The sequence below is a fragment of the Pseudomonas sp. NPDC090208 genome (assembly GCF_044746785.1).
Taxonomy (GTDB): Bacteria; Pseudomonadota; Gammaproteobacteria; order Pseudomonadales; family Pseudomonadaceae; genus Aquipseudomonas.
The window spans coordinates 202,851-216,211 of the sequence record NZ_JBIVCU010000004.1 but is presented as its reverse complement, the minus strand read 5'-3'; the positions used below and the strand labels follow the sequence as shown (position 1 = coordinate 216,211).

General features: G+C 64.3%; 11 protein-coding genes. 5 read left to right on the top strand and 6 right to left on the bottom strand.

The features are described 5' to 3' along the window. Window positions 1-103 precede the first annotated feature (103 nt). The 6 genes from ACIPL0_RS09225 to ACIPL0_RS09200 form a co-directional block, all read right to left on the bottom strand. Window positions 104-994, bottom strand: a complete 891-nt coding sequence (locus ACIPL0_RS09225) for an alpha/beta hydrolase (RefSeq protein WP_400599208.1) — start codon at window positions 992-994, stop codon at window positions 104-106. An 18-nt stretch (window positions 995-1,012) separates the two neighbouring features. Continuing rightward, window positions 1,013-3,253: a TonB-dependent siderophore receptor gene (locus tag ACIPL0_RS09220; protein WP_400599207.1), complete on the bottom strand. Its 2,241-nt coding sequence runs from the start codon at window positions 3,251-3,253 to the stop codon at window positions 1,013-1,015. A gap of 255 nt (window positions 3,254-3,508) precedes the next feature. After that, window positions 3,509-4,858, bottom strand: coding sequence for a histidine kinase sensor domain-containing protein (locus ACIPL0_RS09215; protein ID WP_400599206.1), 1,350 nt, complete (start codon window positions 4,856-4,858; stop codon window positions 3,509-3,511). Beyond that, window positions 4,858-5,556, bottom strand: a complete 699-nt coding sequence (locus tag ACIPL0_RS09210) for a response regulator transcription factor (RefSeq protein WP_400599205.1) — start codon at window positions 5,554-5,556, stop codon at window positions 4,858-4,860. The genes ACIPL0_RS09215 and ACIPL0_RS09210 overlap by 1 nt, the downstream gene beginning before the upstream one ends. Before the next feature lie 284 nt (window positions 5,557-5,840). Next, entirely contained in the window at window positions 5,841-7,046 is a 1,206-nt protein-coding gene (locus ACIPL0_RS09205; protein ID WP_400599204.1) for an MFS transporter, read from the bottom strand. A gap of 99 nt (window positions 7,047-7,145) precedes the next feature. Continuing rightward, complete coding sequence (locus ACIPL0_RS09200; protein ID WP_400599203.1) at window positions 7,146-8,003, bottom strand: LysR family transcriptional regulator; 858 nt, start codon at window positions 8,001-8,003, stop codon at window positions 7,146-7,148. A gap of 158 nt (window positions 8,004-8,161) precedes the next feature. Here ACIPL0_RS09200 and ACIPL0_RS09195 point away from each other — a divergent pair, with 158 nt between their 5' ends. The 5 genes from ACIPL0_RS09195 (at window position 8,162) to ACIPL0_RS09175 (ending at window position 13,237) form a co-directional block, all read left to right on the top strand. Then, window positions 8,162-8,881: a GNAT family N-acetyltransferase gene (locus ACIPL0_RS09195; protein ID WP_400599202.1), complete on the top strand. Its 720-nt coding sequence runs from the start codon at window positions 8,162-8,164 to the stop codon at window positions 8,879-8,881. A 399-nt stretch (window positions 8,882-9,280) separates the two neighbouring features. Then, entirely contained in the window at window positions 9,281-10,003 is a 723-nt protein-coding gene (locus ACIPL0_RS09190) for a GntR family transcriptional regulator (protein ID WP_400599201.1), read from the top strand. Further along, a complete protein-coding gene (locus tag ACIPL0_RS09185; protein ID WP_400599200.1) occupies window positions 10,000-10,788 on the top strand; it encodes an SDR family oxidoreductase in 789 nt (262 codons plus the stop codon). The genes ACIPL0_RS09190 and ACIPL0_RS09185 overlap by 4 nt, the downstream gene beginning before the upstream one ends. A 91-nt stretch (window positions 10,789-10,879) precedes the next feature. Continuing rightward, on the top strand, window positions 10,880-11,812 hold the full coding sequence (locus ACIPL0_RS09180; RefSeq protein ID WP_400599199.1) for a 3-keto-5-aminohexanoate cleavage protein: 933 nt from the start codon (window positions 10,880-10,882) through the stop codon (window positions 11,810-11,812). Window positions 11,813-11,902: 90 nt separating this feature from the next. Continuing rightward, a complete protein-coding gene (locus ACIPL0_RS09175) occupies window positions 11,903-13,237 on the top strand; it encodes an MFS transporter (protein ID WP_400599213.1) in 1,335 nt (444 codons plus the stop codon). Window positions 13,238-13,361 lie beyond the last annotated feature (124 nt).

The following is a 13,361-nucleotide window of genomic DNA, read 5'->3' as shown; positions in this document are numbered from 1 at the left end:
GCGAGGGTCGCGAAAGCGATCTGTCTGACACACCGCATCCGTCAGCATTCGCCAGCAAGCCGGCTCCCACGAGAAGCAAATGCACCTGCGGGGACTGCGTGAATCAACGCCGCAGGTAGTTCTGTTCCATCACGTAGCGCAACGACGCCGGCAGGGTTTCGCCGTGGCTCATGCCGTCGAAGCTGTGGTATTCGAGCTTCAGCCCTTGCACCTGTTTCAACTGCTCGACCATCCGCTTCGCCAGCCGGTCCGGTTCGGCTACGGGCGGACCTTGCGGGGTGGCGGGTTCGGCGCTGCCGCGCATCAGCAGCAGGCTGGCGTGGGGCGAGTGCAACTGCCGGCTTTCTTCGAACACGCGCTGTTCATCCCACCACAACGACGGACTCGCCGCCGCGTAATGGTTGAACAACTGCGGGCGGGTGAACAGGGTGTGCAGCACCAGCAGCCCGCCGTAGGAGTGGCCCCACAGCGTCTGCTCGGCCGGGTCCAGCGGCACTTGCGCGGCGACTTGCGGACGGATGCGATCACGCAACAGATCAAGAAACGCATCGGCGCCGCCACTGGGCACGTTGGTCAACGGGTCGTGCTGTACGTCGCCTGCGGAACGCCTGGGGGTGTAATCCAGCGTGCGCGCATTGCGCTCGATGCGCAGCGGCGTCTGGTAACCGATGGCGACCAACAGCGGCGCACGGCCCTCGGCCAGGCGCTTGAGCAGCTCGACATCGAGCACCCCGACGGCGGCATTGCCGTCGAGCATCCACAGCGACGGATAGCCTTGCGCCGGAGCGCTCTGCCGTGGCCGGGCGATCCAGATGCGGTAATGGCGCTGGCCGTCAGCCGAATCCAGATCCAGGGTGTTGAAGGCGTAGGGCAAGTCCTGACGTTGCAGGATCTGCGTGTCCATCGGCTGGTCCGGGGCCGGTCGCGCCAGGGTGGTCAGCCCCGGCGCGAGCAGCAGGGTGACCAGCGCCAGCGGTCTAATAACGGTTCTCATCAGGCGGTCTCGTCAGGCTCAGAACGATGCGGTCAGGCTGGTGTACAGCGTGCGGCCCGGTTCGTTGTAGGTCGCAGCGCCGGCCCCCTCGATATTCGCCACGCCCTGAGCGTTGCCCTCACGGAACAGGCGCTTGTCGAACAGGTTGTCGATGCCGGTGGTCAGGCTCAGGTTGCGGGTGATGGCGTAGGTGCCGCTGACGCCGACGATGGCGTAAGGCGACAGTTGGTTGTTGCCGCTGCCGGTCACGCGGTCGCCGTGGTAGTCGTACTTTTTCGGCTTCTGCTTGCCGTACCAGGCCACGCTGGCCTGCAGCGACAGATCCTGGGTCGCCTGCCAGTCGAGCATCGAGTTGAGGGTGTACTTCGGCGTGACCGACAGCACGTCGCCGGTTTCCTTGTTTTTCGATTGCAGCATGTAGGTGAAGTTGTTGTTCCAGGTCAGCGCATCGGCCAGCGGAATGGTCAGGGTGCCTTCCAGACCTTCGACCAGCGCCTTGGGCACGTTTTCCCACTGGTACACCGCCGCGTTGGCGTAGGTACCCGTGCCGCCGGTGGCGCTGCCGATCGGCGACAGGCCGGACTCGATCTTGTTCTTGTAGTCGTTGCGGAAATACGTCAACCCGGCGACCCAGCCGTTGGCCTTGTACTCGATGCCCAGCTCCTTGTTGATACTGGTCTCGGCCTTGAGGCTGTCGTTGCCTTGCAGATAGCAACTGGTGGTCTGCCCGTAGCAACCCTGACCACGGCTGTAGAGCAGATAGTTGGGGTTGAGCTGATACAGGTTCGGCGCCTTGTAGGCACGGGCGATACCGGCTTTCAGGGTCAGGCTGTCGGTCAGCGCGTGGGACAGGTTCAGTGACGGGCTCCAGTTGTCGCCGACGATGTCGTGATGGTCGAAACGCAGGCCCGGCGTGAGCATGGTGCCGGGGAACAGCTCGATGTTGTCTTCGGCGAACAGCGAGAAGATGTGCGCTTCGGAACTGGTATCGCGGCCACTGCTGGCCAGGCCGCTGACCGCACCGCCTTCGCTGGTGGTCTGGGTGTTGGCGCTCGGGTCGTCGAGTTTCTGTTCGACCCACTCGGTGCCCAGGGTCAGGGTCTGGTCGAAACCGGCGTGCAGCGGCAGGTTGACCTCGCCGTGGGCGGTCAGGTCGCGCAGGGTCGCGGTGTAGAAATCGCTGTTGCTGAAGATGCCTTCGGTGCCGCCGGCCAGGCCTTCGTTGATCCGCCGGTTGCGGGTCTTTTCGTATTGCAGGTAGGCCAGAGTGCTGCCGAAATCCCAGTCGCCGCGATGGGTCACCGAATACGTCTCACGGTAGCTGCGGTTGGTTTCATGGCCCAGCAGGCTTTTCACCGTGGCGTTGCTGTTGGTGTTCTGGGTGTCGCCGGTGTAGATGTTGCCCTGGCGGCTGAAGCCGGTTTCGAATTCCAGGCTTTGCTCCGGGGTCAGTTGCCAACTGATCTGGGCGTTGACGTCCTTGTTGCGCACGCCTTCGCGGCCGGCGGGCAGGGTGCCGATCTGGTTGCCGGTGCGCAGCGATTCGTGGCCCTCGTTGATGTCCGCGTCGTCGGCGTCGGTCTTGGCGACGTTGCCATAGACGCGGTAGCTGAGGGTGTCTGTCAGCGGGCCGCTGAGGCCGAAGTCCATGCGCTTGGTCGCGCCCTCGTCGCCGTGGGTCGGGAACGAGCTGTACACCGTGGCATGGCCGTGGGTTTCTGCACCGGCCTTCTTGGTGATGATGTTGATCACGCCACCGGCTGCACCGTTGCCGTACCGGGCTGCGGCCGGGCCACGAATGACTTCGATGCGCTCGACCATGTCGGCCGGTACCCAGTTGCTGTCGCCCCGGGTGTCACGCTCGCCGCGCCAGCCATAACGCACCGAGTTGCGGCTGCCGACCGGCTTGCCGTCGATCAGGATCAGGGTGTTTTCCGGGCCCATGCCTCGGATGTCGATCTGCCGGTTGTTGCCGCGCTGGCCGCTGCTGGAGTTACCGGTCAGGTTGACGCCGGGCATGGTGCGGATGATCTGCGACAGGTCGTTGGCCGGCGGACGCTTCTTGATGTCTTCGGCGGTGATTACCGATACGCCCGGTGCCTGCTTGATTTCTTCCTCGGCGGTGGCGACCACGTTCTGTTCGGGCAGTTGCAGGGCGGCCGGGTTGTCCGGCTGGGTCGCGGCGTGGACAGCGGTCGCCAGCAGGCAGCTGGACAGCAGCACGAACGGGGTGAGGGTGGGCAGGGGACGAAACGACATCGATGATCTCCGAGGGCACGACATGACGCGAGAAGATCACGGATGATAATGACTGCTAATTGCGAGTAAAGAACATTAACTTTCTAAACACTTTGATCAACACCGCCCCCTGTAGGAGCTGGTTTGTCCTGCGAGCGGCTGCGAAGCAGTCGTAAATCCAGCAAATGCGGTGTTTCAGACAAACCGCATTTACTGGTTTTACTGCCGCTTCGCGCCAGGTCGCAGGGCAAGCCAGCTCCTACAGAGGGAAGCGCGTCAATCCGAAAGTGCAGGTCCAACTGGCAGGGTCATGTGCATGATCAGCCCCGGCTGGCCGTTGCTGGCCCAAAGCCGCCCGCCTTGCAACTCGATGGCGCTGCGGGCGATGGCCAGGCCGAGGCCGAAGCCTTCGTCGGTGGCGCCCAAGCGTTGATAGGGCAGGAAAATCCGTTCCAGATCCGCTTCGGCGACACCCGGTCCGTCGTCTTGCAGGCACAGGTGCCATTGCCTGTCCTCGCGCCAGCCGGTGAGGGTGATCTTGCCGTTGGGCGGGGAAAAGCGAATGGCGTTGCGCAGCAGGTTTTCCAACGCCTGCGCGACGCTGTCCAGGTGCACCTGCACGCAACAATCGGTGCCCAGCAAACAGATCAGCCGCTGCGGCGACCAGCCACTTTCAAAGCAGGCGTCATCACGCAGCGCTTCCCAGACCGACAGCATCAGCACCGGTTCGGTCGGCAATTGCGGACGCTCGGTGTCCATCCACGCAAGGTCCAGCGTGTCCTCCAGCAGCCGCTGCATGTCGCCGATCTCGCGGTCCAGCCGTTGGCGCAGTTGCTCCGGTGGCAACGGGCTGTCGTGGGCGATGCGCAAGCGGGCCAGCGGCGTGCGCAATTCATGGGACAGGGTGCGCAGCAACAAGCGCTGCTGGTTGAGGCTCTGGCGCAAACGTTCGGCCATGTGCTCGAAGGCGCCGGCCAGTTCGCCCAGTTCGTCGCGGCGATTCATCAAGGGCAGGCCGGGGCCGTCGCTGTCTAGATTATCGGCGCGCAGGCTGTCGGCGCGGTCGCGCAGGCGATTGAGCGGCACCACCAGGTGGCGATAGATCAACAGACCCAGCGAGGCCGCCAGCAGGGTCGGCATCACCCCGTGGCTGAGCACGTGGGTCCATGGCGTCAGGCCACCGGGCAACAGGCGTTCCGGCAACTGCATGACCAGCCGGCCCTGTTCCGGCTGGTCGGGAAACTCGATGCTGACGAAAGGCAATTCATCCTGCAGACGCCGGCTCATCGGCCAGTCGAGCTTGCGCATGAAGGTCAGGTGACTGGATTCCAGCGCACTCAACGGCGTGCTGCCAAGGCTTTGCAAATGCGCGCCGATGATCGCCACCCAGGTGTCTTCTTCGTGGGACAGCCGCTGGCGGAATCGCTCGACCCCGGCGCTGCCTTCGCTGCGCCAGATCAGTTCGGCCTGTTGCGCATAGCGGGCCAGGTACGCGCGGTCGGCGGGGTCGAGGAAATAGGTGCTGCGCTCGGCCGACAGGCCCCAGGTCCAGATCACCCAGGTCAGTAGCAGGCAGAAGGAGATCTGCAGAAGCGCCAGCTTCCACAGCAACGGATGACGGCGCATCAGGACGGGTTCGCTTCCAGCAGGATATAGCCCTGACCACGCACGGCCTGGATCTGTAGATGCTGCACGCCGATGGCCGCCAGTTTGCGCCGCAGGTTGCACACATGGACGTCCAGCCCGCGATCCAGCCGGGTGTAGATGCGGTGCAGCACGTGCTGGTACAGAAACGGCTTGCTCAGGGCTTCGCCGGGCTGTTCGCGCAGGGTCAGCAGCAGGCGGTATTCGGAAACGGTGAGGCCGGCGCGCTGTTGCTGGTGGATGACGTCCTGCAATTCGTCGTCGAAGCGCAGCGTGCCGTCGTCGTTGGCCGGCGCGGAAGGTTGCGTCTGCATCCGTGCGACCCGACGTAGCAGGGCGTTGGCGCGGGCATCGAGTTCGGCGAGGCTGAACGGCTTGGGCAGGTAATCGTCGGCGCCACGGGTGAAACCGGTGATGCGGTCCTGTTCGGCGCCGAGCGCCGACATCAGCATCACCGGTGTATCGCGGCCTTCACGCAGGGCTTCGAGCAGGGCCAGGCCATCTATGCCGGGCAGCATGATGTCCAGCAGCACCAGATCGAAATGCCCGGCACGGACGGCGGCCAGGCCCTGGGTGCCGCAAGGGCAGGCGGTGACGGCAAAGCCACGGTTTTGAAAATGCAGATCGAGGTCGCGGCGCAGGCGCGCGTCGTCCTCGACCAGCAGCAGAGTAGGGGTCATGGGGTAGATGCTTTGTGAGAATCGTTCGCGATTGCGAATATCTCATTGTTGAGCGACTGGCGCAAATGCCCGGTGATGTCGAATGGCTTGTATTTGCAGAATCGATGATACGTCGAGGCGTGTCGCGATCCTTGTAGGAGCTGGCTTGCCCTGCGACCGGCTGCGCAGCAGTCGTAAATCCAGCAAATGCGGTGTTTCAGACAAACCGCATTTACTGGTTTTACTGCCGCTTCGCGCCAGGTCGCAGGGCAAGCCAGCTCCTACAGATAGGGCGGGGCGACACCTCAAGCCGGCTGACCCGCATCACACGGATGATTGCGCTGGCCGCGTTGCAAGGCCACCAGTGCCACTACCGCCAGGCTGGCGATCAGGCAGGCCAGGACACTGATCGCGACATGGATGCCGAACAGGTCGATCAGGTAACCGGTCGCCACCGGCAGGATACCCGCCGGCACATAGCCGCCCATGTTGAAGATTGCGTTGGCCTCGGCCCGGCGCTGCGGGGCGACGTTACGGGCGATCAGGGTCAGGCCGCCCAGTTGGCCAAGGCCTTGCCCGGCACCGGCAAGCAGCGCGGCGACGATCAGCAGCACTGGCGAGCCCAATTGCAACGCCGCCCACAGGCTTGCCATCGACAGGATCGACGCCACGCCGCTGAGCACGAACACCTGATGCATGCTGCGTTTCTTGGCCGCGAACTGCACGCCGACAGCGGTCAGGAACATGACGAACGCCATGGAGCCGGCGATCAGCGGGCTGTTGGCGTGGAGCAGGGTCGCCAGCAGTTTCGGGCCCAGCGCCAGCACGAAGCAGGTCGAGGTCAGGCCGGGGCCGAAGAAGGAAATGCCACGGGCGACGACGCCGACGTGCTCGCGGGCCACCGACGGCAGTTTCGGCCGGAAGCGACCGTTGCCCAGTTTGCGGTTCGGCTGACGCAGCACCACCAGCAACGCCAGCGCCAGCAGGGCGATTTCGACGTTGAACACCAGGTCGATCGGTTCTGCGACGTATTGAGCGATGATCCCGGCCAGCAGAGGGCCGGTGCCCGCGCCCAGCACCATCGACACCGAGGCGATCAGCGAGGCGAAGGATTTGCGCTGTTCGCTGGCATGTTCGACCACGTTGGCCATGCCGGCGGAGACCACGATGCCCACCGAAATACCGCTGAGCAGCCGCGCCAGCATCAGCATCGCCACGCTGTCGGCGTGCTCGAACAACAGCGCGGAAAGGATCGCGATGCTCACCCCCGGCACCAGCAGCGCCTTGCGTCCGTAGTGGTCGGCCAGTTGCCCGGCGACGGTCAGGGTCAGCAGCAGGCCGAGGATGTAGCCGGCGAAAATCAGCGTCAGCGTGCCGGAGGTGAAGCCCAGCGCCTGTTGCCAGTGGGGGTACAGCGGCGTGGCGGCGTTGGACAGGATGAAGATCGCGGTGACGATCCATGCCGCTCGGAAGATGGGCAGCGTGCCTTGGGGTTGCGCAGGGGTGTTCATGGGCAGAAGCCTCTCGTGAATGTCTCTATTGCCGCCGAGGATAGAGAGCCGGACGAAAGGGGAGAATTGGCCGGACGCGCATACGCCATGTGAAAAAATTCACAGTTCGTCGGGCGACTCCAGGCACTCGATCAGAAAATCCAGGACCACGCGGATCTTGCCGGCGCTGCGCAAGTCTTCATGGTAGGCCAGCCACACTGGCAGGCTCAGCGCGGTGTCGATGCCCGGCGCACGCTTGAGCCGGTACTCCCGGGCCAGAAACGCCGGCAGCAAGACCAGCCCGCCATCACCGGCCGCAGCTTGGGCCTGCACGCGCAGGTCGTTGCTGGAAATCGCCAGCGGGCGCCCGGCCAGGTGCTCGCGCAGCCATTGCTGTTGCTCGGAGTGCTCCATGCTCTGGTCGTAGCCGATGAAGGCGTAGGCGTCGGGCTGATGATCGGCCAGATAGCGTTCGCTGGCGTAGAGCGCGAAGGGCAGGTCGGCCAGGTGCTTTGCCACCACCTGCGCTTCCTCCGGGCGGGCGTAGAGGATCGCCACGTCGGTTTCCTTGCGTGCCAGTGAAGCGATGGATTTCGAGCCGACCATGCGCACCTGCAAGCCCGGGTAGCGCTCGCGCAGCTTGCCGATGTTGGGGGCGATCAGGGTCGCCAGAAAGGCTGGCGGCGAGGCGATCACCACTTCACCTTCGATGCGGTCATGTTCGCCGCCGGCAAAGCGTTGCAGGGCGAACGAGGCGCTGGACATCTGTTCGGCGAACTCGCTGACCCGCAGGCCGTCGGTGGTCAGTTCGTAGACCCGGCCGCGCCGGTCGACCAGCTTGAGGGCCAGCGCCGCTTCCAGCGAGGCGATGCGTCGCGCCACGGTGGCGTGCTCGACGCCGAGGCTGCGCGCGGCAGCGGCCAGGCTGCCTTCGCGGGCAAAGGTGGCGAAAAAGCGCAGATCGTCCCAGTCGAACATGCTTGGGGTCCGGTGTCCTGAAAGTCGGGCGGGCGCGGCGTGTGCAGGCCCGGCGTGGATGGCGGCGAATACCTTAGCCTAAAACGGCCGCCGGGAACGGAGTATGATGCGCGGCTTCGGTCATTGCCGTGCAGCCTTCACCCGTCATCAGGATCGCCATGTTCACCGTTACCCGCCTCGAAAATACCCCGCCGGAATCGATCGCCAGCCAGATCATGCAGATGGTCATCGACTACGTGACCGACATCAGCATGGTCGGCATCGTGCCGAGCAACCCGCTGTATCAGCTGTATCAGTACGGCGTCGGGCATGAGGTGCATCAGTACCTGCAGGCGATGGACGGCTCGCGGGGCCTGCCGGTGGAACTGATCGTCGCACTCGATGCGGACGATCCGTCCATCGTCGTGGGTTTTGTGCTGTACCTGCCGGTGCAGGACGACCCCGAAGCCTGTGCCGTGGCCTACATGGCGGTGCAGGCGGGTCGGCGTCGGCAGGGCATCGCCCGGGCCATGTTGCAGCGGATGATCGAGCGCTACCCCCATGCCGAGCTGGCCTGTTTTGTCGGCAAGGTCGCGTATTTCGAGGCCATGGGCTTTCAGGTGCTCGGCTCGCGCGGCCCGCAGGTGCTGATGAACACCCGCGACCACCAGACCGATGGCTTGCTGGCCGTGCTCGACATCGCCCCGATTTACGCCTCGGTGGAAGTGCGGCAGATCCACGCCTACCTGCTCAACCAGAACGGCAAACGGGCGATGGTCGACGCGGAAAAACAGCGCGATTACCAGCTCGACCAGATGACCCGCCAGGCCCGTTTGTTCGTGCTGGAACGGCTCGGCGTCAACGCCGACCAGACCGTCAACGTGCCACGTCCCATATAAGCCGCACCGCTAAACCCTGTAGGAGCTGGCTTGCCCTGCGAGCGGCGACGAAGTCGTCGTAAAACCGCTGCATGCGGTCTTTCTGTCTCACCCGACAACCGCTGCCGCCGGCAAGCCGGACTGCTACGGGTGGGCGCGCTGCTCTCCTGTAGGAGCTGGCTTGTCCTGCGACCGGCTGCGAAGCAGTCGTAAATCCTGCACACGCGATCTGTCTGACACTACCAATGTGTATGGATTTACGACGACTTCGGTCGAGCGCGACCCCGGTCCGCTCGCAGGACAAGCCAGCTCCTACAGGAAATACAATCGAGCCTGAGCTGTTGTTGGAAATGATTTGACTTATTTGATTTGTGATCACATATTTCAACCATAACAACGACAACACAGGCTGTGCTCCCCATGACAGATCGTCCCGTCCCCTTGCCGACCATGCGCCAGGTGTCCCGCGACACCCTGCAGGACCAGGTCTACCGGCAGATCCGCGAAGCGCTGATGAGCGGCCGTTTCCAGCCCGGACAGAAACTCACCATCCGCGGTCTGGCCGATGCGCTGGGCTCCAGCCCCATGCCGGTGCGCGAAGCGCTGCATCGGCTGAGCGCCGAAAACGCCTTTGAAGTGACTGAAACCGCACGTCTGCGGGTGCGCCTCATGACCCCCGAACGGTTGCGCGAGATTCGCGATGCCCGGGTGGCGCTGGAAGGGTTGCTGGCCGAAAAGGCCGTGGCACGTCTGACCGACGCCGATCTCGCCGACATCAGCGAACTGTGCCGACAGATGCAGGAAGCCGCCGACACCATCGACGTGTCGCGCTACCTGTGGACCAACTTCGCCTTTCACCGGCGCATCTACGCCGTGGCCCAGGCCGAGCTGACCGTGGCTGCCGTCGAGAACTTCTGGCTGCACATGGGCCCGTGTTTCGCCCTGGTCGCGCCGGACAAGGCGCACCTGCAGCGCTCGATGGAAGCCCACGACCGCATCGTCGAAGCCCTGGCCGCGCGGGATGGCGCGGCGGCGCGGGCGGCGGTCACCGACGACATCATGCAGGCCGCCGATTCGCTGGCGCGTCTGCTCGTCAACAACGACCGCGCGCGGTCGTCCTCGCAAGGAGTGAAGCAAGCATGAGTATTCTTGACCGGTTGCTGCCGTACCGTGGCCTGCGTGTGCTGATTTCCGGCGGTGCCGCCGGGATCGGTGAAGTGCTGGCGGCGGCCTATATCGAAGCGGGCGCCAGAGTGCATGTCTGCGATGTCAGCGAATCGGCGCTGGCGGCGTTTCGCGACCGTTTTCCCGACGCCGTGGTGACCCGCGCCGACGTCGGCGATGCGGCGCAGATCGAAGCGGTGTTCAAGGTCCAGCGCGAACAGTTCGGTGGCCTCGACGTGCTGGTCAACAACGCCGGTATCGCAGGGCCCACCGCCGGCATCGATGCGATCACCGATGAAGACTGGCAACGCACCATCGACATCAACCTCACCGCGCAATACCGCTTCGCCCACCACGCGGTGCCGCTGCTCAAACAGTCGCCCAACGCGCACCTGCTGCACATCGCTTCGGTGGCCGGTCGCTTGGGTTACGCCTGGCGCACGCCGTATGCGGCGACCAAATGGGCCATCGTCGGCCTGATGAAATCCCTGGCCTCGGAGCTGGGCGAAAGCGACATCCGCGTCAACGCGCTGCTGCCGGGCATCGTCGAAGGGCCGCGCATGGACGGGGTGATTCGTGCCCGCGCCGAGCAGCTCAACGTCCCGGAAGCCGAGATGCGTCAGGAGTACCTGAAGAAGATCTCGCTCAAACGCATGGTCACCGCCGAGGACGTCGCCGCGATGGCGCTGTTCCTCTGCTCGCCGGCCGCCCGCAACGTGACGGGGCAGGCCATCAGCGTCGATGGCAACGTCGAATACCTCTGACGGCCACAACGCTGCAGCAACGGCTCGCCTCATGCCTTGAGCCGGATTCAACCGAACAAATTCTCGCCAAGAACAAGAATGGAGAACACGCATGTCAAAAAAACGCCCGGTCATCATCACCTGCGCCGTCACCGGGGCCATCCATACGCCGTCGATGTCGCCGCACCTGCCGATCACCCCGCAGGAAATCGCCGATGCCGCCATCGGTGCCGCCGAAGCCGGCGCCGCCATCGTCCACCTGCATGCCCGTGATCCGTATGACGGCCGGCCCAGCCAGGACGTCGACCTGTTCCGCCAGTTCCTGCCGCAGATCAAGGCGCAGAGCGACGTGGTGATCAACATCACCACCGGTGGCGCGCCGACCATGGGCGTGGAAGAGCGCCTGCAACCGGTGGCGCAACTCAAGCCGGAACTGGCCTCGCTGAACATGGGTTCGATGAACTTCGGCCTGTACGAAATGCTCGACCGTTTCACCGAGTTCAAACACGACTGGGAGCGGCCGTACCTGGAAGAAAGCGACGACCGCATCTTCCGCAACACTTTCCGCGACATTGCCCACATCCTCAGCGCCTGCGCCGAGAACCGCACCCGCTTCGAGATCGAGTGCTACGACATCGGCCATCTGTACACCGCCGCGCACTTCCTGCAGCGCGGGCTGCTCAAGGCGCCGATCTTCATCCAGTCGGTGTTCGGCCTGCGTGGCGGCATCGGCGGCCACCCGGAAGACCTCGCGCACATGCGCCGCACTGCCGACCGCCTGTTCGGCGACGCCTACGAATGGTCGATCCTTGGCGCCGGCCGCAACCAGATCCCGCTGGGCACCATGGGCCTGGCGATGGGCAGTAACGTGCGCGTCGGCCTGGAGGATTCGCTGTGGGACGGTCCGGGCAAGCTGGCAGCCTCCAACGCCGATCAGGTCAAGCGCATCCGCACCGTGATCGAGGCACTGGGCGGACGCGTGGCGACGCCGGATGAGGCGCGGGAAATGCTCAGCCTCAAGGGCAAGCACGAGGTGGATTTCTGATTCCCGCCCGGAACTGACAAGGTGCGCGCCTGCCGGCGAGGGCGCACCTTCCACTATCGCCGTCTGACTGACGAGGTTCGTGCAATGACAATGACAAAAACGCTCGAAACGCCTTCTTCACCCCGTGATGCCGCGACCCTGAACAAGCTGCTGTTCATCAAGCTGATGCCGCTGCTGATCGCCGCCTACGTGTTGAGCTTTCTCGACCGTACCAACATCGCCCTGGCCAAACATCATCTGGATGTTGACCTGGGTATCTCCGCGGCGGCCTATGGGCTGGGCGCGGGGCTGTTTTTTCTGACGTACGCGCTGTCGGAAGTGCCGAGCAACCTGATCATGCACAAGGTCGGCGCGCGTTTCTGGATCGCCCGGATCATGGTGACCTGGGGCCTGATCTCCGCTGCCATGGCCTTTGTTCAGGGCGAGACGTCGTTCTATGTGTTGCGTCTGCTGCTGGGTATCGCCGAGGCGGGTCTTTTTCCCGGGGTGATGCTGTACCTGACCTATTGGTTCGGCCGTGAGCAGCGGGCTCGGGCCACCGGTTATTTCCTGTTGGGCGTGTGCCTGGCCAACATCATCGGCGGGCCGCTGGGTGCCGCATTGATGCAGCTCGACGGCCTGTTCGGTTGGCGTGGCTGGCAGTGGATGTTCATGCTCGAAGGCCTGCCGGCGGTGTTCTTCGCCATCGTGGTGTGGAAAAAACTGCCGGACCGTCCGAGTCAGGCACCGTGGCTGAGCAGCGCCGAAGCGCAGCAGATCGAGCGTCAACTGGCCAGCGAAGCCGAGGAGGGCGCGGGGCACGGCGGGCACTCGCTCAAGCAATGCCTGACCCCGCAGATCCTGCTGGCGATCTTTGTCTACTTCTGCCATCAGATCACCATCTACACGGTGATCTTCTTCCTGCCCGGCATCATCGGCAAATACGGCGACCTGAGCGCCTTGCAGGTCGGCTTCCTGACCTCGTTGCCGTGGCTGGCGGCAGCGGTGGGGGCGATCACGTTGCCGAAACTGGCCAACACCCCGCAGCGCTCGCGGCGCATGTTGGTAACCGGGTTGCTGATCATGGCCGCAGGGCTGGGCATCGCCTCGCTGGCCGGGCCGGTGATCAGCCTGCTGGGCTTCTGTATTTCGGCGCTGATGTTCTTCGTCGTGCAGTCGATCATCTTCCTGTATCCGGCCTCGCGGCTTAAGGGCGCGGCACTGGCCGGCGGCCTGGGCTTCGTCAACTGCTGTGGGCTGCTGGGCGGATTTGTCGGGCCGTCGGTGATGGGCTTGATCGAACAGAGCACCGGCAACGCGATGAACGGCATGAAAGTCATTGCCGTGGTGCTCGTGGTGGCGGCCATCGCCGCACTGCGCCTGCGCCAGGGCCATGAGCGCGAAGCGCGGGAAGAAGCGGTCAAGGGCGTCAGGCAGTCGGTTTGAAGGAAGGCCCGAATCATCGGCCAGACGCGTATTCCTGTGGGAGGGAGCCCTGCTCGCGATGGCGTCAGGTCAGCTGATGGTGTTGGCTGAACCACCGCTTTCGCGAGCAGGACTCTCTCCCACA